The organism is Protaetiibacter mangrovi (genome assembly GCF_024752305.1).
Taxonomy (GTDB): domain Bacteria; phylum Actinomycetota; class Actinomycetes; order Actinomycetales; family Microbacteriaceae; genus Homoserinibacter; species Homoserinibacter mangrovi.
In genome coordinates this window covers 546,658-568,418 of the sequence record NZ_JANTHX010000008.1, presented here as the reverse complement: position 1 = coordinate 568,418, position 21,761 = coordinate 546,658, and the positions used below count along the sequence as shown (strand labels likewise).

Below are 21,761 nucleotides of genomic sequence, written 5' to 3'. Positions count from 1 at the left end.
CTCGCGCCGGCCTAAGCGGCGGCGTCGTCCGAGTGCAGCACCACTGTAGCACCCCGGAAGTCGACGGCGAGCATCAGGCACTCCCACCGCGACTCGGCGTGCTGGGCGATGAGCTCGGCGGCCCGGAGGCGCTGCGCGGGGTCGGAGCCGAGCACCAGGATCGAGGGCCCGGCGCCGGAGACGACCGCCGCGAGACCGTCGGCGCGCAGCATGCGGATGAGCGCATCCGTCTCCGGCATCGCGCTCGCCCGGTAGCTCTGGTGCAGCTTGTCCTCGGTGGCGGCGTGCAGCAGCTCGGGGCTCTGGACGAGCGCGGCGATGAGCAGCGCCGACCGCGAGACGTTGAAGATCGCGTCCTCGTGCGGCACCGAGTCGGGCTGGAGGCTGCGGGCGAGCGCGGTCGACATCGTGCGCTCGTGCGGCACGGCCACCAGCGGGCTGACCCCGCGGTGCACGATGAGCTTCTTGTAGCGCGGCCCCTCGGGGGTGACCCACGTGATGGTGAGACCGCCGAAGAGGGCGGGCGCGACATTGTCGGGGTGGCCCTCGAGCTCGGTGGCGAGCGCGAGCAGCCGCTCGGCGTCGAGGTCGACGATGCCCTCGAGCAGCCCCTTGGCCGCCATGATGCCCGAGACGATCGCGGCACCGGAGGACCCCATGCCCCGACCGTGCGGGATGGTGTTGTGCGCGACCAGCTCGAGCCCCGGGAGCTCCTGGCCGAGGGCCGCGAAGGTGTGCGCGATCGCGCGGACGACGAGGTTCGACTCGTCGGTGGGCACCTCGCCCTCGCCGACGCCGACCACCGTGACGGTGGCCCCCGGGCGCTCGCGGACGGTCACCTCGAGCTCGTCGTAGACGGCGAGGGCCATGCCGAGCGTGTCGAAACCCGGTCCGAGGTTCGCCGTCGTCGCGGGGACCTTGACCGTGACCGAGCGGCCGATGAGGCTCATGCAGAGGCCGTCGCGTCGGCGCCGCTCGGCGCGAGGTTCAGCACCCCGGCGATCTCGTCGACGTCCACGGCGACGCTCGTGGGCCGCACCTCGGACCCGTCGGCCGCCTGCAGCGCCCACTGCGGGTCCTTCAGTCCGTGACCGGTCACGGTGAGCACGACCGTGGAGCCGGCCGGGATCACGCCGGCCTCGGCGCGCTCGAGGAGCCCTGCGACGCTCGCCGCGGACGCGGGCTCGACGAAGACGCCGACCTCGCTCGAGAGGATGCGGTGGGCCTCGAGGATCTTCGCGTCGCTGATCGCGCCGAAGTAGCCGTCGGTCTCGTCGCGCGCCGTGAGCGCGAGCTCCCAGGACGCCGGGTTGCCGATGCGGATCGCCGACGCGATGGTCTCGGGATCGCGCACGATCTCGCCGCGCACGATCGGCGCCGACCCCTCGGCCTGGAAGCCGAACATCCGGGGGCGCTTCGTGGTGACGCCGCGCTCGGCCTCCTCCTTGTAGCCCCGCGTGTACGCCGTGTAGTTGCCGGCGTTGCCGACCGGGATGAGGTGGAAGTCGGGCGCGTCGCCGAGCACCTCGACGACCTCGAACGCCGCCGTCTTCTGGCCCTCGATGCGGTCGTTGTTGACCGAGTTGACCAGGTGCACGGGGTAGTTCGCCGCGAGGTCGCGGGCGATGTCGAGGCAGTCGTCGAAGTTGCCCCGCACCTGCAGCAGCTCGGCGCCGTGCGCGATCGCCTGCGCGAGCTTGCCCATCGCGATCTTGCCCTCCGGCACGAGCACCGCGGCGGTGATGCCGGCGTGCGTCGCGTAGGCGGCGGCGGATGCGGAGGTGTTGCCGGTCGAGGCGCAGATGATCGCCTTCGCGCCGTGCTCGACCGCCTTCGAGACCGCCATCGTCATGCCGCGGTCCTTGAAGGAGCCCGTCGGGTTCATGCCCTCGAACTTCACCCACACCCGGGCGCCGGTGCGCGCGGAGAGCGCGGGCGCGGGGATCAGCGGGGTGCCGCCCTCGCCGAGCGTGATGATCGGAGTCGCGTCCGTCACGTCGAGCCGGTCGGCGTATTCGCGCAGCACGCCGCGCCACTGGTGAGCCATTGTCTTCCTTAAAGTCCCTCGACCCGGAGCACGCTGTCGACCCGGGCGACCACGGGGCTGTCCGCGAGTGCGGCGACGGTCGCGGCGAGCGCGGCCTCGGTCGCCCGATGCGTGCCGATCACCAGCGTAGCGCCGGGCGCATTCCCGTCCTGACCGTCGGCCGCGGGGTCGACGACCGACTGCTGCACCGCCTCCACCGACACGTCGTGCTCCGAGAACACCGAGGCGATCTGCGCGAGCACGCCCGGGCGGTCCAGCACGCTGAGCGTGATCTGGTAGCGCGTGGTGACCGAGGTGATGGGAAGGATCGGAAGGTCGGCGTGGGTCGACTCGGCGACGCCCGGGCCGCCGACGACGTGCCGGCGGGCCGCCGAGACGAGGTCGCCGAGCACGGCGGATGCGGTCTGCACTCCCCCGGCCCCCGCCCCGTAGAACATCAGGCTGCCCGCCGCCTCGGCCTCGACGAACACGGCGTTGTTGGCGCCGTGCACCGCGGCGAGCGGATGCGTCGTCGGGATGAGCGCCGGGTGCACGCGCGCGGAGACGCCGTCGGCGCCCGTCTCGGGGTCGACCAGCCGCTCGCATACCGCGAGCAGCTTGACGACGAAGCCGCTGCGCTGCGCCGCCGCGACCTGCTCGCGGGTGACGCCCGTGATGCCCTCGCGGTGCACGCCGTCGACCGGGACGGCCGTGTGGAAGGCGAGGCTCGCGAGGATCGCGGCCTTCTGCGCGGCGTCGAATCCCTCGATGTCGGCGGTCGGGTCGGCCTCGGCGTAGCCGAGCTCGGTCGCCACGGCGAGGGCCTGCTCGAGCGAATCCCCGCCCTGGTCCATGCGGTCGAGGATGTAGTTCGTGGTGCCGTTGACGATGCCGAGGATCCGGTGCACGCGGTCGCCCGCGAGGCTGTCGCGCAGCGGGCGGATGATGGGGATCGCCCCGCCGACGGCGGCCTCGTAGTACAGCTGCGCGCCGACCTGCTCGGCGATCGCGAACAGCTCCGGGCCGTGGGTGGCCAGCAGCGCCTTGTTGGCGGTGATGACGTCCGCGCCCGAGGTGAGGGCGAGCTCCAGGTATTCGCGCGCCGGCTCCAGTCCGCCCATGACCTCGATGACGATGTCGGCGCCGAGGATGAGCGAGCGCGCATCCGTCGTCAGCAGCTCGCGGGGGATGTCGGCCGTGCGCGGCGCGTCGAGGTCGCGGACGGCGATGCCCACGAGCTCGAGCCCGGCGCCCACGCGCCCCGCGAGCTCGTCGGCGTGCTGCAGCAGCAGCGCCGCCACCTGGGCGCCCACGGAGCCCGCCCCGAGGACGGCGATGCGGAGATTGCGGTATTCGATCATTCAGTTGTCCCGATCATGGATGGACTCCACCTCGACCTGGTCGGCCCCGGAGGAGTAGCCGGAGTCGCGGCGCAGCAGGTCGTGGGTGTTCTCGCGGCGGATGAGCACCCGGCTCTTCCCGTCGCGGACGGCGACCACGGCCGGGCGGCCGAGGTAGTTGTAGTTGCTCGCGAGCGACCAGCAGTACGCACCCGTGGCGGCGACCGCCAGCAGGTCGCCCGGGCGCACGTCGCCGGGCAGGTAGTCGTCGCGCACGACGATGTCGCCCGACTCGCAGTGCTTGCCGGCGACGCGCACGAGCGCGGCGTCGGCGTCCGAGACGCGGTTGGCGACGCGGGCCGTGTAGTCGGCGCGGTAGAGCGCGGTGCGCAGGTTGTCGCTCATGCCGCCGTCGACGCTCACATACCGCCGGGTGGCCGACTCGTCGACGCGCACGTCCTTGATGGTGCCGACCTCGTAGAGGGTGACGCCGGCGGGGCCCACGATGATGCGGCCCGGCTCGATCGCGATCGCCGGCACCGGGATGCCGTGGTGCGCGCATCCGGACTCCACCGCGACGGCGAAGTCGGCGGCGATCCGCTCGATGGGGGTGACCTCGTCGGCCGAGGTGTAGGCGATGCCGAACCCGCCCCCGAGGTTCAGCTCGGGCACCTCGCCGCCCGCGAGCAGCTCGGCGTGCAGCGCGAGCAGGCGCCGGATGGCCTCGGCGAAGCCCGCCGACTCGAAGATCTGCGACCCGATGTGCGAGTGCAGCCCGAGGAACTCGAGGCTCTCGTGGGCGCGGATCAGCGCGACGGCGTCGGCGGCCTCGGAGAGCGGGATGCCGAACTTCTGGTCTTCCCGCGCCGTCGCGAGGTACTCGTGGGTCGAGGCGTGCACCCCGCTGTTGAGCCGCAGGCGCACCTTCTGCACGCGACCGTGCCGGGTGGCCGCCTGCGCGACACGGTCGATCTCGACGACGCTGTCGAGAACGATCGCGCCCACGCCCAGGCCGACCGCGTGGTCGATCTCGGCGAGGCTCTTGTTGTTGCCGTGGAACCCCAGGCGGCGCGGGTCGAACCCCGCCTCCTCGGCGACCGCGAGCTCGCCCCCGCTGCAGACGTCGAGGTTGAGACCGGCCTCCCGCATCCAGTGCGCGACCTCGATCGAGAGGAACGCCTTGCCCGCGTAGTAGACGTGGGTGGCGACCCCGAGCGGGGCGAAGGCGGCGGCGAACGCGTCGCGGATGCGGGCCGCGCGCCCGCGGACCTCGTCCTCGTCGACGACGTAGAGCGGGGTGCCGTAGGCGGCGTGCAGCGCCGGGGCGGGGATGCCGCCGATCGCGAGGGCGCCCGATGCCGTGCGCGCCGCGGACTCCGGCCACACCCCGGCGGCGAGCGCGTTCGCATCGTCCGGGTGGGCGAGCCAGCCGGGGGCGAGGGGGTTGGCGGTCATGCGGACCTCACGGGCACGTCGGAACGGGAAGTGAGGCGAGCGGACCCGGCTTGGTCCCTGAAGCCGTGACGATTGTAGCCGAGGCGCGGATCGGCCTCAGGACGTCGCTCGCCGCCAGAACGCCCGGACGACGAACGCGTAGCCCGTCGCGGTGGCGCCCGCGACGACCGCTCCGATGACGATCCCGAACAGGGGCGACGCCGAGTAGAAGATGATCGGCGAGAGGAAGCCGCCCACCACGGCGCCGATGACGACCGCGACGATCTCCTTCCGCATCCGCCGGGGCCGCCCGCTCGCGGCGGCGAGGCTGAGCATCCCGAACAGGAACGGCGGCAGGGCCATCCCGAAGCCGACGAGCACGACCGCGGGCAGCAACGACAGCAGCAGCCCCTGGTCTCCGTCGGCGGCCAGCGTGCCGATGACGCCGAGGATCGCGGCGACGCCGATCCCGCCGACGGCCTCGATCCAGAACATGCGCCAGACCATCCGCCCGAACCGGGGCGGCTCCCCCGGAGCTGCGGCGGGCTCGCCGTCGCTCACGCGGCGCAGCTGCCCTTCTGCTGGAAGGCGGTGCCGCCGAGCGCGGTCCCGGATCCGTCGAGGGTGGCGACCAGCTGGTCGCCCTCGACCCGCAGGCCCGTCACGGTGAGCGCGGAGGGCAGCGCGTCGGCGATGCACACGGTGCGCTGCTGGAGCAGCGCGTCGGCGAGGAGCCCGAACACCGGGTCGGCCCGGAGCTCGTCGGCGGTGTACTGCGCCCCGGCGATCCGGACGCTCGTCGGGTCGAAGGCGAGCTGCCCCCCGACGGCGGACGGGGTGAGGCCGAGGCCGAGCTCGAAGCTGAGTCCGAGCACCGAGAGGTTGCCGGTGGCGACGATCTCGGCGCCGTCGAGCGTCACGTCGTCGATCGTCGCGCCCGTGATCTGGGGGCTCAGCGCGGCGAGCCCGGACTCCGGCACGGCGAGGCGCACCGTGAGCTCGCGGGTGGGCGCGCTCGTGTCGATCGGCACGCCGCGGGCGACGATGTGGAGGTCGCCCGACAGATCCCCGAGGTCGAGTCCGTCGACCTCGACGTCGACCTGGTCGAGGGATCCGGTCAGCGCCTGGAACAGCACCGGTCCCCCGCCGATCGAGACCTCGACGGGCGTCGTCTCGGGGACGTCGAGCGCCGACGCGACCCGCTCGGCGATCACGTCCTCCGCGGCACCGCGCGCCAGCGCGTCGATCGCGAACCCGGCGGCGACGAGCAGCACCACGACGCCGAGCAGCACCCACGGCCAGGCCCGTCGGCGACGGGGCGCGAGCTCGGCGGGCGTGGGGGTTGCGGCGCTCACGTCACATCCGCTCCGGGGCCGCGACGCCGAGCAGGGCCAGGCCGTTGCGCAGCACCTGACCGGTCGCGTCGTTGAGGGTCAGACGGGCGGCGTGGACCGGCTCGATCGGGTCGTCGCCCTGCGGGATGACGCGGCACGCGCCGTACCAGCGGTGGTAGGCGCCCGCCAGGTCCTCGAGGTAGCGGGCGACCCGGTGCGGCTCGCGCAGCTCGACCGCCTGCAGGGTGATGCGCGGGAACTCGGCGAGCGCGCCCAGCAGCTCGCTCTCCGTCTCGTGCGCGAGCCGGGCCGGGTCGAAGCCGTCCCGCGTGACGCCCGCCGCCTCGGCGTTGCGCGCCACCGCCCGCGTGCGGGAGTGCGCGTACTGCACGTAGAACACGGGGTTGTCGTTGGTCTTCCTGGCGAGCAGGTCGAGGTCGATGTCGATGTTCGAGTCGATCGAGCTGCGCACCAGGGCGTAGCGGGCGGCGTCCACGCCGACCGCGTCGACGAGGTCCTCCATCGTGACGACGGTGCCGGCGCGCTTGGACATCCGCAGCGGTTCGCCGTCCTTCAGCAGGTTGACGAGCTGACCGATCAGGATCTCGTGGTTCACGTAGGGCACGTCGCCGAACGCGGCGGTCATCGCCATGAGGCGCTGGACGTAGCCGTGGTGGTCGGCCCCGAGCAGGATGATGCAGCGGTCGAAGCCGCGCTCGCGCTTGTCGAGGTAGTAGGCCAGGTCGCCCGAGATGTAGGCGGGCTCGCCATCCGACTTGATGACGACGCGGTCCTTGTCGTCGCCGAACTCGGTGGTGCGCAGCCAGGTGGCGCCGTCGGCCTCGTAGATGTGGCCGAGCTCGCGCAGGCGCGCGACGGCGCGCTCCACGGCACCCGAGGAGTGCAGCGAGTTCTCGTGGAAGTAGACGTCGAAGTCGACCCCGAACTCGTGCAGGCTCGCCTTGATCTCGCCGAACATCTGCGTGACGCCGAGCTCGCGGAAGACCTCCTGCTGCTCGGCGCGCGGAAGCGCGCTCAGGTCTCCGGGGTAGTCCTGCTCGACCCGCGCGGCGATGTCGAGGATGTAGCTGCCGCCGTAGCCGTCCTCGGGAGCCGGCTCGCCGAGGTGCGCGGCGAGCAGGCTGCGTGCGAAGCGGTCGATCTGGGCGCCGTGGTCGTTGAAGTAGTACTCGCGCGTGACCTCGCCGCCCTGCGCCTCCATGAGGCGCGCGAGGCTGTCGCCGACCGCCGCCCACCGGGTGCCTCCGATGTGGATCGGACCGGTGGGGTTCGCGGAGACGAACTCGAGGTCGATGCGCACACCGGCGTAGAGCACCCCGGTGCCGTAGGCCGACCCCTCGGCGAGGATGCGCTCGGCCAGCGCGCCCGCCGCGGCCGCGTCGAGCGTGATGTTGAGGAAGCCCGGCCCGGCGACCTCGGCGCCGGCGATGCCGTCCACCTCGACGAGCGTCGCGGCGAGGGCGTCGGCGAGCTGGCGCGGGGCGACGCCGAGGCGCTTGCCGAGCTTGAGCGCGACGTTCGAGGCCCAGTCGCCGTGATCGCGGTTGCGGGGGCGTTCGAGGGTGACGTCCTCGGGCGCGACCTCGTCGGGGTCGACCCCGTGCTCGGCCGCCGCACGGCGCACGTGGTCGAGCAGGAGGGCGGCGAGATCGGCGGGATTCACGATGCTCGATCTTAGAGGCCGCAGCCTGACGGTTCCCCGCCCGTCGCGTCGGGCCGCGATCGGAGCGGGGTGACAATGGGGGGATGTCGCGCCGCTCCCCCGCCCTCGTGTCGTCCGCATCCGTGCTGCTCGCCGCATCCGTGCTGCTCACCGGATGCGGGGTCCCGGATCCCGCGCCGAGCACCAGCGCCGACGCGAGCGGAACGCCCGCCCCGTCCGGGAGCGCGACCCCGACCGCGAGCCCGGGCGACGCCACCTCGACCCCCGTCGACGTGCCCTGCGACACGCTCGTCACGGGGCAGGCGATGTACGACTACAACCCCAACTTCAGCCTGCTGCCGTCGTGGACCCCGGATGCCGGCACCCCTGCCGCCGAGGCGGCGGACGCCGAGGGGGTCGTCTGCCGCTGGCGCAACGACACGAGCGGCGAGACGATCGACATCTCCGTGGCGTCGCTGAACGGGGCCGCCCTCGACGAGAAGGCCAACGAGACGTTCAGCCAGAGCACGATGGTGCCCACCTACGGCGGCGACGAGGGCTACTTCGCGGTCGGCGGCGGCGGGGGCGAGGCGGTCGTCTTCGACGGCTCGTACTGGATCGTGGTGAGCTCGACGCTGTTCTACGAGCCGGGCGACGCCGAGCCGATCGTCGCCGCCGTGCTCTCGGCGCTTCCCTGAGCGGAGCGGGTCAACCGAGCTCGACCGGCTCGCGGTGGTCGTCGACCAGCCGCTCGTCGGCGCGGGCGTCGATCGACATCGCCCGCAGCTCGACGTCGGCGAGCGTGTTGGTCTCGAAGGCCGTGTCGGCCGCGTCGCGACCGGTCGCGATGCGCACCAGCCCCGTGCGCGGGGCGAGCCGTGTCGCGTCGACCACGACCCAGCGACCCTCGACCAGCACCTCGACGACCGCGTGCAGATCCATCGGGTCCAGCTGCGGGGCGTACACCGAGACGACCCGCGCCGGATGGTCGAGGGCCCGGAGCATGGCCGCCGTCACGTGCGCGAAGTCGCGGCAGACGCCCGCGCCCGCGTCGAGCGTCTCGACGGCGCCGCCGGTCGGCGAGGTCGCCGCCGGGGTGTAGTCGAGGTGGTCGTGCACCCAGTCGCCGACGGCTCGAGCGAGCGGCCATCCCTCCAGGCCCGGGAAGGTGTCGCGTGCCCGCTGGGTGAGTGCGTCCGACTGCACGTAGCGGCTCGGCCGCAGGTACACCACGGGATCCAGGGCGTCGACGGACGCGGGGGCCGACCGCCCCACGACGGTCGCCGTGTAGTCGAGCTGCAGCACCCCCGGGGTCGCCTCGAAGAGCTCGAGCCGGGTGCCGTGCGCCTCGCGCTGCGGACGAGGACGGATCTCGCGCCCGTCGAGCGCGACGCGCAGGGTCTCCACCGTCGTCGGAACCCCCTCGGCGACCGAGACGGCGAGCACGAAGGCGGTCGGATCGTGCACCTCGAAGGTGAGGCTCGACCGCACCTCGCGTCGCGGCGTCATGGGCGGGTGGCTGCGAGGGGGGCGAGCGGCATGCTGATAGCCTAAAGTCCCGCGCCCTCGTAGCTCAGTGGATAGAGCGCTTCCCTCCGGAGGAAGAAGTCGCACGTTCGAATCGTGTCGAGGGCACCACACTGGATCCATGCGGATCGTCGTCGCCCCGGACTCGTTCACCGGGTCGATCTCGGCGCACGACGCCGCAGCGGCGATCGCCGCGGGCTGGCGCGCCATCCGCCCCGACGACGAGGTGCGCGAGCTGCCGCAGGCGGACGGCGGGGTCGGAACCCTCGAGGTGGTCGCGCGGGCCCTCCCGGGCGCGCTGCTCCACGATGCCGGGCCGGTGACGGGCGCCGACGGCCGCCCCGCGCCCGGTCGCTGGCTGGAGCTGCCCGACGGACGTGCTCTCGTCGAGCTGGCCGACTGCGTCGGACTCTGGCGGATGGCGGCGCCCGACCCGCTCGGCGCCTCCACGCGTGGACTCGGGGAGCTGCTCGGGCGGGTGCTGGATGCGGGCGTCCGCCGCATCGTCGTCGGGCTCGGCGGTTCGGGCTCGACGGACGGGGGCGCGGGGGCCCTCGCCGCGCTCGGGGCCCGGCTGCTCGACCGATTCGGGGAGCGGGTACCTGACGGTGGATCCGGACTGCTCGGTCTCGCCGAGGTCGAGCTCGTCGGTCTCCGCCCGGCCCCCGCGGAGCTCGTGCTCTGGTGCGACGTCGATGCACCGCTCACCGGGATCCGCGGGGCGGCATCCGTGTTCGGGCCCCAGAAGGGCGCCGACGTCGACCAGGTTCTCACGCTCGATGCGGCGCTAACACGCTTCGCCGAGCTGCTCGGCGGCGACCCCGATGCCCCCGGAGCGGGCGCCGCCGGAGGAACCGCCTACGGGCTGCGCACGGCGTGGAGCGCGAGCCTGGCCCCCGGATCAGAGGAGGTCGGGGAGCTGACCGGCCTGGACGCCGCCGTCGCCGCGGCGGACCTCGTGATCACCGGGGAGGGGCGCGTCGACGCGAGCTCCACCCGCGGCAAGGTCGTGGGCGCCGTGCTGAATCGCGCACGTGCGGCGGGCACCCCCGCAGCGCTCGTCGCCGGCTCGTTCGCGGGCGCGACGGCGACCGGCATGGGCGCCGTCTCGCTCTCCCGGTCGGCGGGCTCGCCCGCGGCTGCGATGGCCGACGCCTCCCGCTGGCTGGAGCAGGCCGGGCGCAAGCTCGCGCTCGAGGCCGACGGGAACGCCGTCTCCGAGACGTGAGCCGAGGACCGGAGGCGCGGCTCAGCTGTGGCGGCGGCGACCGGAACGCAGGAGCACCGCTCCGGATCCCAGCACGACGACGGCGAGCACGAGCATCCCGAGCGGCTCGACGCCCGTCGCGGCGAGCGTGGGAGCGGTCGGCGCCGGTTCCGGCGACGCGGCGGGCGCGGCCTGGATCTCGACCGCGCCGAGGTCGATCCGCTCCGGACCGGCAGCGGTCGAACGTGCCACCCGCGGTTCGCCGCGCTGGTCGACGGCGGCGGAGCTCGTGATGCTCGGGTCGCCCGCGTCGATGACGGGGCTCGAGGCGAGCGGGAGGTGCGTCCAGGTCGGACCGCCGTTGTCGGCGAGCGGCCCCAGCAGGGGATCGACGTCGAGCAGGTTGCCCCCCAGATCGTTGACGCCGCCGGGCACGTCGCCGATCAGACTCCACGAGACGGCGAAGGATCCGGCGATGTCGGAGTTCGCATTGCCGCTGATGACGGAACCGCTGATGGTGCTGCTGCCCGGGCCGGAGATACCGCCGGCCGTGCCGTCCGTCGAGTCGTTGCCGACGATCGTCGAGCCGCTCACGGTGAGGGTCGCGCCCGCGGTGAAGCGGTAGATGCCGCCGCCGACGGGTGCGCTGTCGCCCGAGATCGTCGAGTCGCCGATCACCAGGGTGCCGCTGTTGAGGAAGATCCCGCCGCCGGAGTTGGGCGCGGTGTTGCCCGAGATCTCGACGCGTTCCAACACGGTCGAGGATGCGGTCGCGACGCCTCCGCCGCTCGCGGTCGCGGTGTTCCCGAAGATCCGGGTGTCCTCGATGCGCAGCAGACCGGAGTACGCCGACGCCCCGCCACCGTAGGTTCCGGTGTTGCCCGTCAGGATCGTGTCGCGGATCGTCACGTCCGCTCCGCCGTTGTTGACGTAGACGCCTCCCGAGTTCGAGCCCGCTCCTCCCCCACCGGTGATCGTCACGCCGGAGAACACGACCTGGGCCGGGGACGTCACCGCGAACACCGAACCCGTTCCGTCGCCCGCGACGGTCAGCTGCGACGCCCCGGGGCCGTCGAGCGTCGTCGCGTCCGTGACGGTGATCGTGCCGGAGGTGAGAGCGATCTCGCCCGTCAGCCCGGACGCGAAGGTAACGACGTCGGCGCCGGGGGTCGCGTTGGCGTCGAGGATCGCCTGGCGCAGCGACCCCGCACCGCTGTCGGCGAGGTTGGTCACCTCGAACGTCGCGGCCTGCGCGGGAGCAGCCGCGGCGACCGCACCCCCGCCCGCCAGGGCGAGGGTGGCGCACACGGCCAGGACGCTTCGAACTCGGCGCATCGTCATCCTTCGATCGGGTGGTGGCGACGTCCTGGACGGGGCCGCGGTGATCGGCCGACTGGTGGTCCGGGTCGTACGCTTCGAGGGTACCGAGGCGGGTGGCGCCGAACGTGCCGTCGGGCGCCTCCGAACGCCCCCGGTTCGAGGGGCACCGATCGCCGCACGAGGATTCCGACCGGGGTCCCCCAACGTTCCCGCTCGACACGGCGTCTGTGGAGATAGGAGGGTGTGAACCGTGACACGAGCCGGATGGGAGCGCGTGGTGGCCGAACTGGTCGCCGAACGCGGTGACGCCCTCATCCGCTACGCCACCCTGCTCACGGGGAGCCCCGACGACGCCGCCGATCTCGTGCAGGACGCCCTCGTGCGCACCTTCGGCCGGCTGCGCAACGGTTTCACCGTCGCGAGTGCCGAGGCGTACGTGCGACGGGCGATCCTCAACGCGGCGCTCGACCGCGGACGCCGGGTCACCCGCTGGCGCAAGCTCGCGCCGAGTCAGTACGAACCGGACGAGCTGCCGTCGGCGGAGGACGCGACCGGGCTGCGCCTCGACCTGCACGACGAGCTGCGCAAGCTCACCCCGCGCGAGCGCGCGTGCATCGTGCTGCGCTACTACGACGACCTCAAGGTCGACGACGTCGCGGAGGCCCTCGGCATCAGCTCGGGGGCGGTCAAGCGCTACCTGAGCGACGGGCTCGCCAAGATGGCGATCGCGCTCGCCGACGACGGCACGGTCGAGGGCCGCCTCGGCCCCGGCGGCGCGCGTCCGGGCACCGGCACGACACCGCTGCGCCGGACCACCCCGTCTTCCGACGCGAAGGAGGGCGACCGTGCCCGACGAGTCTGAACTGCGCGACCGGATGCGCGACGGCGACGCCGGCGGCGCGCTCGACGCGGGCCGCATCATCCGGCGGGCGCGGATGCGGCGCCTCCCGAAGCAGGCCGCGATCAGCGTGCTCGGGGGGCTCGCCGTCGCCGCGATCGTCGTGCCCGTCGCGATCGGGGTCGGCGGTACCCGGACGATGTCCGCGAGCGACAGCGCCGCGGGGTCGGCGGCGGCCCCCGAGTCGGAGAAGGATGCGACGTTCGCGGGCTCCGAGGCCCAGGACGGCGCGGGGACGGTCTGCGATCCGCCGGTCTGGGGCGGGGAGCCCGCGCCCTCGGGGGTCGAGGTGAGCGCGATCTCGCAGGGCGAGGACGTGACGCTGACGCTCGTCAACGACGGCACGCAGACGCTGCGCGGTCGCGTGGCGGGGGGTCCGACGCTGCTGCTGTCGTCCGACGACGCCCTCGCGGGGTGGTCCGCGGCGGCGACCGATCCGGCGCCGGTCGACCTCGCCCCGGGCGAGCAGCTGATCCTCAGCGTCGCGCTCGAGGCCGTCGCCTGCGACGGGGGCGCGCTGACTCCCGGCGTCTACGGTCTCGAGGTCGAGCTCCCGATCCTGACCGAGGACGGCACGACCGTCACCGCGACGTCCCGGCGCACCCCGATCGAGGTGGGCACCGCACAATAGGATCCAAGACGGGCGCCTCCCCGGCGCCGGCCGGACTGGAGCCTCCATGACCTTCGTCGTCGTCCCGCAGTGGCAGGGTTCGCCGTCGAGCCGCGCGATGCGTCTCGCCGAAGGTGCGGAGGCGATCCGCGCGGACCTGCCGGCATCCTCCACCCGCGAGGTCGCGGTGCCGCTCGAGGCCGGCGACGAGCAGGGCACGGGGATCGCGCGCTTCGGCTCGCTGCAGCTCGTGCGCGAGCGGCTCGGAGACGTGCTCGGCGAGCTCGACGATGCGGCGATCGTCATCGGCGGCGACTGCTCGGTGTCGTCGGCCGCGGTCGCGCACACCGCCGGCCCCGACCTCGCGCTCGTGTGGTTCGACGCGCATCCCGACCTCAACACGCCCGGCACCTCGCCCTCCGGAGCGTTCGGCGGCATGGTGCTCGCCTCGCTCGTGGAGGACGGCGTCGTCGACGCGGGGCGCGTGGTCGTCGCCGGGGCGCGCGAATGGGACCCGGGCGAGGAGGAGTTCGCGGGCGCCCGCGGGATCGCCTCCGTCGACGTCGCGGCACTCGCGGATGCCGCGGCCTTCGCCGATGCCGTGGCGGCGACCGGTGCGACCCGCGTCTACGTGCACATCGACCTCGACGTGCTCGACCCGGCCGAGTTCGACGGTCTGCTCGAGCCCATCCCGTTCGGGGTCTCCGCCACGCAGCTCGTCGCCGCCGTCAGGGCGCTCGTGGCCCGGTTGCCGCTCGCGGGCGCGACGATCGCCTCGTTCGCACCCGAATCCGCCGAGAAGGCGGTCGACGACGCGCCGACGATCCTGCGTCTCATCGCGGCCCTGCGCGGATAGCCGCCCGCCGCCTACGCTCGGCACATGAACGTGCGCGAGGTCGACGTCGTGGTGATCGGAGCGGGGACGGTCGGTGAGAACGTCGCCGACCGGGCCCGTCAGGGCGGGCTGGAGACGGTCGTCGTCGAGGAGGAGCTGGTCGGCGGCGAGTGCTCGTACTGGGCGTGCATGCCCTCGAAGGCGCTGCTGCGCGCGGGGTCGGCGCTGCGCGCCGCGCGGGCCGTCGGCGGTGCGGCGGAGGCGGTGACCGGCGAGCTGGACCCGCGCGCGGTGTTCCGCCGACGCGATCGCATCACGCACCACCGGGACGACGCCTCGCAGGTCGACTGGCTCGACGGCGCGGGCATCGGATTGCTGCGCGGGCACGCGCGGTTCGTCGGCCCGAAGCGCCTGGTGGTGACGGCATCCGACGGCTCGACCACGGAGCTCGTGGCCCGTCACGCGGTCGCCGTGTGCACCGGCTCGGTGCCCGTGCTCCCCGACGTGCCGGGACTCGCCGAGCTCGACCCGTGGACCTCGCGCGACGCCACCTCGGCATCCGAGGCGCCGCCGACGCTCGCCGTGCTCGGCGGCGGGGTGGTCGGATGCGAGCTCGCGACCGCCTACGCGAGCCTCGGCAGCAGGGTCACCCTCGTCGCCCGGCGCGGCCTCCTCGGCGGCCAGGAGCCGTTCGCGGTCGAGCTCGTGCGCGAGGGTCTCGAGGCGGCGGGCGTGCGCGTGCTCACCGACACCGAGGTGGTGGACGCCCACCGTGCCGAGAAGAACGCGGTGCTGACGCTCGACGACGGCACGCGCATCCTCGCCGAGCAGGTGCTCGTGGCAACCGGTCGAGTCGGACGCACCCGCGACCTGGGGCTCGAGGAGCTGGGCCTCGCCGCCGGCGACCGCATCGAGGTCGACGACACGATGCGGGTCGAGGGATTCGACTGGCTGTACGCCGTGGGCGACGTCAACGGACGTGCGAAGCTCACCCACCAGGGCAAGTACCAGGCGCGCGCGGCGGGCGACGTGATCGCGGCCCGCGCCGCGGGTCGCCCCGTCGACGACGCGCCCTGGGGGGCGCACGTGGCCACCGCCGACCACCGCACCGTTCCCCAGGTGACGTTCACGGATCCGGAGGTCGCCTCGGTGGGACTCACCGCCGCAGCCGCCGAGACGGCGGGCGTGAACGTGCGCGTGCTCGACTACGACCTCTCCTGGCTCGCGGGGGCGACGGTGTACGCCGACGACTACCGTGGCCGGGCGCGCGCGGTGGTCGACGTCGATCGCGGCGTGCTCGTGGGCGCGACCTTCGTGGGCGCGGATGTCGGCGAGCTGCTGCAGGCGGCGACGATCGCGATCGTGGGAGAGGTGCCGCTGGACCGGCTGTGGCACGCGGTGCCCGCATACCCGACGCTCAACGAGGTGTGGCTGCGGTGGCTCGAGGAGTTCGGGCGACCCGGGACAGCATGATCGCCCCGGTGCGACCCGAGAACCCGGGCCGGATGGAGCGCGCCGCCGCAGCCCTCGTGCGCGGGGCTGTCGCGGTCCCGGGGCTGCGGCGCGCGCTGCTGTGGCCGGCGGTCGCGCGACCGGGCTACTGGTTCGCGACGGGATGCGCGTTCGTCTGGGGAACCGTGCTGATCGGCCGGCACCGCTCGGGCCACGGGCTGCACATCATCCAGGGACTCCCCCGCTGGGCGTTCGGACGCGGCGGCACGACGATCGGCGCCGTGTACCTCACGCGCGACAACGTCGCCGACCGGGTGCTGCAGCACGAGGCGGTGCACATGCGGCAATGGCGGCACTACGGACTCAGCATGCCGGTGCTCTACCTCGCCGCAGGGTTCGTTGCCCGCACGAATCGCTTCGAGGTCGAGGCGGGGCTGCGCGAGGGCGGGTACGTGTAGCGCGGGGGTGGGCGACTCTCGTCGGCCGGTGCGGCCGGGCTTCGCCTCCTCCCGCTCGGGCGGGTTGGCGACTTCTCCACGAATACCGCCCCGACTCTCGAACATTTGTTCGAGTCGTGGGAGGATCGGGTATGGCTTCGATCACCGACTCCCTCACCCGTCTGGGTGACCTGTCGGTGCCGTTCACACCCGTGTCTGTGACGGGTTGGGGTGATGCCGAACTGCTTGCGTCGCAGGGTCGGATCGCCGAGGTGCGGCGTCGTCTGGATGCGGTCGCGGCGACCGTGGCGGGTGAGATCGCCCACCGCTCCCGCCGCGAACTCGGGCACGCGGGGCTCGCGCAGTCGGAGGGGCTGCGGACTCCGGAGGAGTTGATCGCAAAGGTGTCCGGCACCTCGACCCGGGATGCCCGCACGCTGATGAAGACGGCAGAGCTGCTGCCGGCGCGTGAACTCGCCCCGGATGCGGCACCGGTGCCGCGGTGGCAGCGGCTGATCGGCGACGCGGTCGCGGCCGCGACGATCTCGGTGGAGGCGGCGGAACTGATCCGCACCCGCCTGATCGCCGCTGAGGGTGTCGACGAGAACGCCCTCGCGACCGCGGCCGGGCGGCTGCTGGCTGAGGCGTCGGGTCTCACCATCGAGCAACTCGCGATCCGGGCGGGCCGTGTGCGTGACGAACTGGACCTGGCCGGCATCGCCGAGCGGGAGCAGGAACTCCGGGCGAAGCGGTTCCTGCGGGTGAGTCCGCAGTTGGATGGGATGACCCGGGTGACGGGGTTGCTGGATCCGGAGTCCGCGGCGATCGTGGTGCCGATCCTCGACGCCGCCACCTCACCCCGCCGCGGCGGACCCCGATTCGTGAACCCGGACGCGGTCCAGCGTGTGGAAGACATCATGCGGGATGAGCGCAGCACGGAGCAGCTCGCCCTCGACACGCTCGTCGAGCTCGTGCGGATCGGATCGCGTGTGGACGACGGCAAGCTGCTCGGGGATCGGAAGCCCGCGGTGCGGATCCTGGTCACGCGGACCGATCTCGACGCCCGGGTGGGTGCGGCGTTCTTCGAAGGGCAGAGCGAGGCGGTGTCGGTGCAGACGGCGGAGCGGTTCATCTGTGCAACCGGCGCCATCCCGATCCTCTTCGACGACGACGGCAAAGCCCTCAACCTCGGGCGGGAACACCGACTCTTCTCCGAGAAACAACGGACCGCGATGGCCGCCCGCGACGGCGGGTGCCTGATGTGCGGCAGACCACCGTCCTGGTGCGAAGCACACCACATCGACCACTGGGACGAACACGACGGCCGCACCGACATCGACAGTGGGGTGCTGCTGTGCCGGTTCTGCCACCTCACCGTGCACAACAACCGGTGGCGCATCCGACGTGACGGCGGTGACTACCTGCTCGAGAAACCCGACCCCAACGGGGTCCTGCGGCACACATCCCTGCCCTCCCGCAGCCCCGCACTCTCGCGACTCCTCGCCGGGTAACCGACCGCGGAGCAGGGGCTCGAGGGGTCTCGAGACGCGTGCCGCCACGCGACGCGCTCCTCGACCACCGGCAGGGGCGGCAGGTCAGTCGCTGGTGAGGGCGTGGGCGGCGCGGTCGCCCGAGACCCAGGCGTACACGTGGTGCTCGCGCTCGGACTCGACCGGCAGCATCTCGGCCAGCCAGGCGTCGACCGCGGTGCGCATGCTCTGCCCGAGATCGCGGCGCAGCCAGGTGACGCACACGCGCCCGGGCGCCGAGAACTCGCGGACACCGGAGGCGTCGGCCACCTCCAGGAAGATGCGCCCACGCGCCTTCGCGGGCAGCGTCGCCGCGACCGTCTCGGCGATCGCGATGTCGGCGTCGACCGCGCCGAGCAGCACCGAGGCACCCTCGCCGGGGTTCCAGGCGATGGTGGCGGGCAGGACGTCGGAGAGCAGCATCGCTCTCAGTATAGGTCAGCCTTACCTAAGCGATGCTGCGAGAGCGCTGCGACTCCTACGCTCCCGTCCCGACCCGCGGGGCGTCGTCCTCGCGGGCGTCCGCCGCATCCTCCCCCGCGCTCGGGGGTACGGCCCCGAGCGGTGCCACGACGGTCGCATCCGCCTGCGTGAAGCCCTTGCGGCGCAGAGCACGCGCGCGCTTGCCGGCGCTGCGCAGTCGCGGGTTCACGTACTCGTCGATCCCGAAGTTCACGAGAGCGAGCCCCGTGCCGACGAGCGCGATGCAGAGCCCGGCCGGCAGATACCACCACCAGCGCTCCGGGAACGCGTTCTGACTCTGGGCCCAGAACAGGATCGTGCCCCAGTTCCAGCGCGTGATGGGGGTGACCCCCACGAACGCGAGGGTCGTCTGGGTGAGGATCGCCGCCGTCACCGTGCCGACGAAGCTCGAGGCGATGATCGCCATGAGGTTCGGCAGCATCTCGACGCCGATGATCCGCCACAGCGGCTCGCCGTTGGCGCGGGCGGCCTGCACGAAGTCCCGGTTGCGCAGCGACATCGTCTGGGCGCGCAGCACGCGCGCACCCCACGCCCAGCCGGTGATCGCGAGCACGACCGCGATGAGCAGCATGCTCGGATCGTCGAAGTTCGAGGTGATGATGATGATCAGCGGCAGCCCCGGGATCACGAGGAACACGTTCGACAGCGCCGAGAGCGCCTCGCTGCCGAAGCCCTTCAGATAGCCCGAGGTGACGCCCACCAGCACCGCGATGAGCGTGCCGATGACGCCCGCCGCGAAGCCGACGAACATGACGTCGCGGCTGCCGATGATGATCTGGCTCAGGATGTCCTGGCCGAGATGCGTCGTCCCCAGCCAGTGGGTGGGGCTCGGCGGCGAATTGCGCGCCTCCAGGTCGATCGCGTTCGGGTCGTAGGGTGCGATCCACGGCCCCACGATCGCCAGCACCCCGAAGAACGCGAGGATGACGAGCCCGACGACCGACTTGCCGTTGCGGAACATCGCGAACGCCTCGCTGAACCGCTTCGAGCGCGGCGCCTCGGCGGTGGCGATCGTGCCGGTGAGGGTGCTCACAGCGCCTCCTCCTGTCGGGTGCGCGGATCGAGGGCCGCGTGGGCGATGTCGGCGATGATGTTCGCGACGAGCACCGAGAGCGTGATCACGAGGAAGATGCCCTGCATGAGCGGGTAGTCCTTCGCGAGGGTCGCCTCGAACAGCCGCAGACCGAGGCCCGGGTAGCTGAAGATCATCTCCATGATGAGGGTGCCGCCGACGATGAAGCCGAGCGACAGCGCGAAGCTCGACAGCTGGGGCAGCACGGCGTTGCGGGCCGCGTAGTTCACCACCACGCGCCGCGGCGAGAGGCCCTTGGCCTGCGCCACCGTGATGTAGTCCTCGTCGAGCACCGTGATCATCATGTTCCGCATGCCGAGGATCCACCCGCCGAGCGAGGTGATGACGATCGTGAGTGCCGGCAGGGTGCCGTGGTAGATCACGTTCGAGATGAACTCCCAGCTCAACGCCGGCGTCAGCGTCTTGTCGTAGGCGTGGGATGCCGGGAACCAGCCGAGCGTCGTCGAGAACAGGGCGATCATGATGAGGCCCAGCCAGAAGTACGGCACCGTCGACAGGAAGGTCGCCACGGGAACCACGAACTCCGCGCGGCTGCCCCGCCGCCATCCGATGTAGGTGCCGATCGAGGTGCCCACGAAGAAGCTGATGAGCGTCGCGATGCCGACGAGCCCGACCGTCCAGGGCAGCGCATCCGCGATGACCTCGCTGACGGGTGCCAGCCCCTTCGACAGCGACCGCCCGAGATCGCCCTGCAGCAGCAGCCCCCAGTAGTCGAGGTACTGCTGCCAGAGCGGCCGGTCGGTGTTGAGGCCGAACAGCACCTTGAGCGATTCGATCGCCTCGGGGCTGACCTTGCCCTGGTTGCGGGCGAGGTAGGCGGTGATCGGGTCGCCCTTCATGAAGCGCGGCAGGAAGAAGTTGATCGTGATCGCCGCCCACAGCGTGAACAGGTAGAAGACGGCACGGCGCAGCAGGAATCTCATCGGCCCGCCTCCTCGGCGCGGGTGGCTCCGAACAGCAGGTCGGGGTTGGGTGAGGCGTCGCGGAGGCGCCGGGTGTACTCGTGCTCGGGCTCGAGGATCACGCGGTCGGCGGGGCCGCGCTCCACCACGACGCCGCGGTTGAGCACCATGATCTCGTCGGAGAAATGCCGCGCGGTCGCGAGGTCGTGTGTGATGTAGAGCACGCCGAGGTTCGACTCGCGCTGCAGCTCGGCCAGCAGGTTGAGCACCCCCAGCCGGATGGAGACGTCGAGCATCGACACCGGTTCGTCGGCGATCAGGAGCTTCGGTCGCGAGGCGAGCGCGCGCGCGATCGCCACGCGCTGCCGCTGGCCGCCGGAGAGCTCGTGCGGGTTGCGGTCGGCGAGCACCGGGTCGAGCCGCACCCGATCGAGCAGCCGCGTCACCTCGGCATCGATCTCGCGCCGGGGCACGACGTGGTCCAGGCGCAGCGGGCGCTCCAGGTGGTGCCGCACCGTGTGGTACGGGTTGAGCGAGGCGAACGGATCCTGGAACACCATCCGCACGGTCTGCCGGTACCGCCGCAGGGCACGACCACGGTGCGGGATGGGGTGCCCGTCGAGCAGGATCTCGCCGGAGCTCGGCGCCTCGAGCTGCGTGAGGATCTTCGCGATCGTCGACTTGCCGGAGCCCGACTGGCCGACGAGGGCGATCGTGCGCCCGGATTCGAGGGTGAAGCTCACGTCGGCGAGGGCGCGCAGGGCGCCCGCGCCCCGCACCCGGTAGACGCGGCTGACGTGGGAGAACTCGAGCGTGGTCATCGCGCCTCCCCCGTCCGCAGGAACCCGCCGCGGTCGCCCGTGAGGCTCGGGAAGGAGCTGAGCAGCGTGCGGGTGTACTCGTGCCGAGCCCCTCGGTAGATGTTGGCCGGGGTGTCGAGCTCGACGATCTCGCCGGCCTTCATGATCGCGATGCGGTCGCTGATCTCGAGCAGCAGCGGGAGGTCGTGGGTGATGAAGATGACGGAGAAGCCGAACCGGCTGCGCAGCTCGGAGATCTGCTGGAGGATCTCGCGCTGGATGAGCACGTCGAGGGCCGTGGTGGGCTCGTCCATGATCATGAGCTGGGGCTTGAGGGCGAGCGCCATGGCGATCATGACGCGCTGGCGCATGCCTCCGGAGAGCTCGTGCGGATACGACCGCAGGCGATCGCGACCCACCTGCACGATCTCGAGCAGTTCGGCGCACTGCGCGCGGCGCTCGGCGCGCGACATCTCCGGGCGGTGGGTGAGGAACACGTCCTCGAGCTGACTGCCGATGTTCTTCACGGGGTTGAGCGCGTTCATCGCACCCTGGAAGACCATCGACACCTTGTCCCAGCGGAAGCGGCGCAGCGCATCCGTGCCGAGGGCGGTGATGTCGATGTCGTCCCCGTCGCGATCGTGGAAGATCACGCCGCCCGCGCTGATGACCGCCGGCGGGCGCAGCAGGCGCTGGATCGCGTAGGCGAGCGTCGTCTTGCCGCAGCCGGACTCGCCGGCGAGGCCGAGGATCTCGCCGCGTTCGAGCCGCAGGGACACGCCGCGGACGGCGTGCACGGGCGGGTCGACGTCGTAGACGACGTCGATGTCGTCGATCGTCAGCAGCGTCTGGTCGGTCACGGGTTTCCCTT

At 72.5% G+C, this 21,761-nt stretch carries 22 protein-coding genes and 1 tRNA gene; 9 read left to right on the top strand and 14 right to left on the bottom strand.

Features of this window, described 5'->3' with window-relative positions:
* Positions 1-11 precede the first annotated feature (11 nt).
* The 7 genes from thrB to argS form a co-directional block, all read right to left on the bottom strand.
* Positions 12-950 carry a homoserine kinase gene (gene thrB / locus NUH29_RS14130; protein WP_258799881.1) on the bottom strand — a complete coding sequence of 313 codons (939 nt, stop codon included), beginning with the start codon at positions 948-950 and terminating at the stop codon, positions 12-14.
* Positions 947-2,047 (bottom strand): threonine synthase, encoded by a 1,101-nt coding sequence (thrC, locus tag NUH29_RS14125; RefSeq protein ID WP_258799879.1) that lies wholly within the window; start codon positions 2,045-2,047, stop codon positions 947-949. The genes thrB and thrC overlap by 4 nt, the downstream gene beginning before the upstream one ends.
* Before the next feature lie 8 nt (positions 2,048-2,055).
* Positions 2,056-3,387, bottom strand: a complete 1,332-nt coding sequence (locus NUH29_RS14120; RefSeq protein WP_258799877.1) for a homoserine dehydrogenase — start codon at positions 3,385-3,387, stop codon at positions 2,056-2,058.
* Positions 3,388-4,821, bottom strand: coding sequence for a diaminopimelate decarboxylase (gene lysA, locus NUH29_RS14115; protein ID WP_258799876.1), 1,434 nt, complete (start codon positions 4,819-4,821; stop codon positions 3,388-3,390).
* A 96-nt stretch (positions 4,822-4,917) separates the two neighbouring features.
* Positions 4,918-5,361, bottom strand: a complete 444-nt coding sequence (locus NUH29_RS14110; RefSeq protein WP_258799875.1) for a hypothetical protein — start codon at positions 5,359-5,361, stop codon at positions 4,918-4,920.
* Positions 5,358-6,155 (bottom strand): LmeA family phospholipid-binding protein, encoded by a 798-nt coding sequence (locus tag NUH29_RS14105; protein WP_258799874.1) that lies wholly within the window; start codon positions 6,153-6,155, stop codon positions 5,358-5,360. Before NUH29_RS14105 ends, NUH29_RS14110 begins: the two co-directional genes overlap by 4 nt.
* 1 nt (position 6,156) lies before the next feature.
* Positions 6,157-7,818 (bottom strand): arginine--tRNA ligase, encoded by a 1,662-nt coding sequence (gene argS / locus NUH29_RS14100; RefSeq protein WP_373317464.1) that lies wholly within the window; start codon positions 7,816-7,818, stop codon positions 6,157-6,159.
* Between the two features lie 83 nt (positions 7,819-7,901).
* Between argS and NUH29_RS14095 the strand changes: the two genes are divergently transcribed.
* Positions 7,902-8,495: a DUF3558 domain-containing protein gene (locus tag NUH29_RS14095; RefSeq protein WP_258799873.1), complete on the top strand. Its 594-nt coding sequence runs from the start codon at positions 7,902-7,904 to the stop codon at positions 8,493-8,495.
* Between the two features lie 10 nt (positions 8,496-8,505).
* Here NUH29_RS14095 and NUH29_RS14090 read toward each other — a convergent pair whose 3' ends face one another.
* Positions 8,506-9,306 (bottom strand): transglutaminase-like domain-containing protein, encoded by an 801-nt coding sequence (locus tag NUH29_RS14090; protein ID WP_258799872.1) that lies wholly within the window; start codon positions 9,304-9,306, stop codon positions 8,506-8,508.
* 53 nt (positions 9,307-9,359) lie between these two features.
* Between NUH29_RS14090 and NUH29_RS14085 the strand changes: the two genes are divergently transcribed.
* Together NUH29_RS14085 and NUH29_RS14080 are read left to right on the top strand one after the other, a co-directional pair.
* Positions 9,360-9,435 (top strand) — tRNA-Arg (locus tag NUH29_RS14085).
* 10 nt (positions 9,436-9,445) lie between these two features.
* The gene (locus NUH29_RS14080; protein ID WP_258799871.1) at positions 9,446-10,552 is read left to right on the top strand and encodes a glycerate kinase family protein; all 1,107 of its coding nucleotides are present in this window, start codon (positions 9,446-9,448) and stop codon (positions 10,550-10,552) included.
* A 21-nt stretch (positions 10,553-10,573) separates the two neighbouring features.
* Here NUH29_RS14080 and NUH29_RS14075 read toward each other — a convergent pair whose 3' ends face one another.
* Positions 10,574-11,866 (bottom strand): choice-of-anchor Q domain-containing protein, encoded by a 1,293-nt coding sequence (locus tag NUH29_RS14075; protein WP_258799870.1) that lies wholly within the window; start codon positions 11,864-11,866, stop codon positions 10,574-10,576.
* A gap of 235 nt (positions 11,867-12,101) precedes the next feature.
* On the opposite strand from NUH29_RS14075, the gene NUH29_RS14070 reads away from it, so the two are divergent.
* The 6 genes from NUH29_RS14070 (at position 12,102) to NUH29_RS14045 (ending at position 17,594) form a co-directional block, all read left to right on the top strand.
* Positions 12,102-12,713, top strand: coding sequence for a SigE family RNA polymerase sigma factor (locus NUH29_RS14070; protein ID WP_258799869.1), 612 nt, complete (start codon positions 12,102-12,104; stop codon positions 12,711-12,713).
* Positions 12,697-13,380, top strand: coding sequence for a COG1361 family protein (locus NUH29_RS14065; protein ID WP_258799868.1), 684 nt, complete (start codon positions 12,697-12,699; stop codon positions 13,378-13,380). Before NUH29_RS14070 ends, NUH29_RS14065 begins: the two co-directional genes overlap by 17 nt.
* A gap of 46 nt (positions 13,381-13,426) precedes the next feature.
* The gene (locus NUH29_RS14060; protein ID WP_258799866.1) at positions 13,427-14,215 is read left to right on the top strand and encodes an arginase family protein; all 789 of its coding nucleotides are present in this window, start codon (positions 13,427-13,429) and stop codon (positions 14,213-14,215) included.
* 24 nt (positions 14,216-14,239) lie between these two features.
* A complete protein-coding gene (locus NUH29_RS14055) occupies positions 14,240-15,667 on the top strand; it encodes a dihydrolipoyl dehydrogenase family protein (RefSeq protein WP_258799864.1) in 1,428 nt (475 codons plus the stop codon).
* A gap of 8 nt (positions 15,668-15,675) precedes the next feature.
* Entirely contained in the window at positions 15,676-16,104 is a 429-nt protein-coding gene (locus NUH29_RS14050; RefSeq protein WP_258799863.1) for a hypothetical protein, read from the top strand.
* Between the two features lie 131 nt (positions 16,105-16,235).
* On the top strand, positions 16,236-17,594 hold the full coding sequence (locus NUH29_RS14045; protein WP_258799862.1) for an HNH endonuclease signature motif containing protein: 1,359 nt from the start codon (positions 16,236-16,238) through the stop codon (positions 17,592-17,594).
* Between the two features lie 84 nt (positions 17,595-17,678).
* Here the strand turns inward: NUH29_RS14045 and NUH29_RS14040 are convergent, their stop codons facing one another.
* From NUH29_RS14040 to NUH29_RS14020, 5 genes are read right to left on the bottom strand one after another with little or no spacing between them, the layout of a single operon-like run.
* Positions 17,679-18,035 carry an SIP domain-containing protein gene (locus tag NUH29_RS14040; RefSeq protein ID WP_258799861.1) on the bottom strand — a complete coding sequence of 119 codons (357 nt, stop codon included), beginning with the start codon at positions 18,033-18,035 and terminating at the stop codon, positions 17,679-17,681.
* A 55-nt stretch (positions 18,036-18,090) separates the two neighbouring features.
* Positions 18,091-19,128, bottom strand: a complete 1,038-nt coding sequence (locus NUH29_RS14035; protein ID WP_373317463.1) for an ABC transporter permease — start codon at positions 19,126-19,128, stop codon at positions 18,091-18,093.
* Positions 19,125-20,111 carry an ABC transporter permease gene (locus NUH29_RS14030; protein ID WP_258799860.1) on the bottom strand — a complete coding sequence of 329 codons (987 nt, stop codon included), beginning with the start codon at positions 20,109-20,111 and terminating at the stop codon, positions 19,125-19,127. The genes NUH29_RS14035 and NUH29_RS14030 overlap by 4 nt, the downstream gene beginning before the upstream one ends.
* Positions 20,108-20,911: an ABC transporter ATP-binding protein gene (locus tag NUH29_RS14025; RefSeq protein WP_258799859.1), complete on the bottom strand. Its 804-nt coding sequence runs from the start codon at positions 20,909-20,911 to the stop codon at positions 20,108-20,110. Before NUH29_RS14025 ends, NUH29_RS14030 begins: the two co-directional genes overlap by 4 nt.
* Positions 20,908-21,750 (bottom strand): ABC transporter ATP-binding protein, encoded by an 843-nt coding sequence (locus NUH29_RS14020; protein ID WP_258799858.1) that lies wholly within the window; start codon positions 21,748-21,750, stop codon positions 20,908-20,910. The genes NUH29_RS14025 and NUH29_RS14020 overlap by 4 nt, the downstream gene beginning before the upstream one ends.
* Positions 21,751-21,761: the final 11 nt, after the last annotated feature.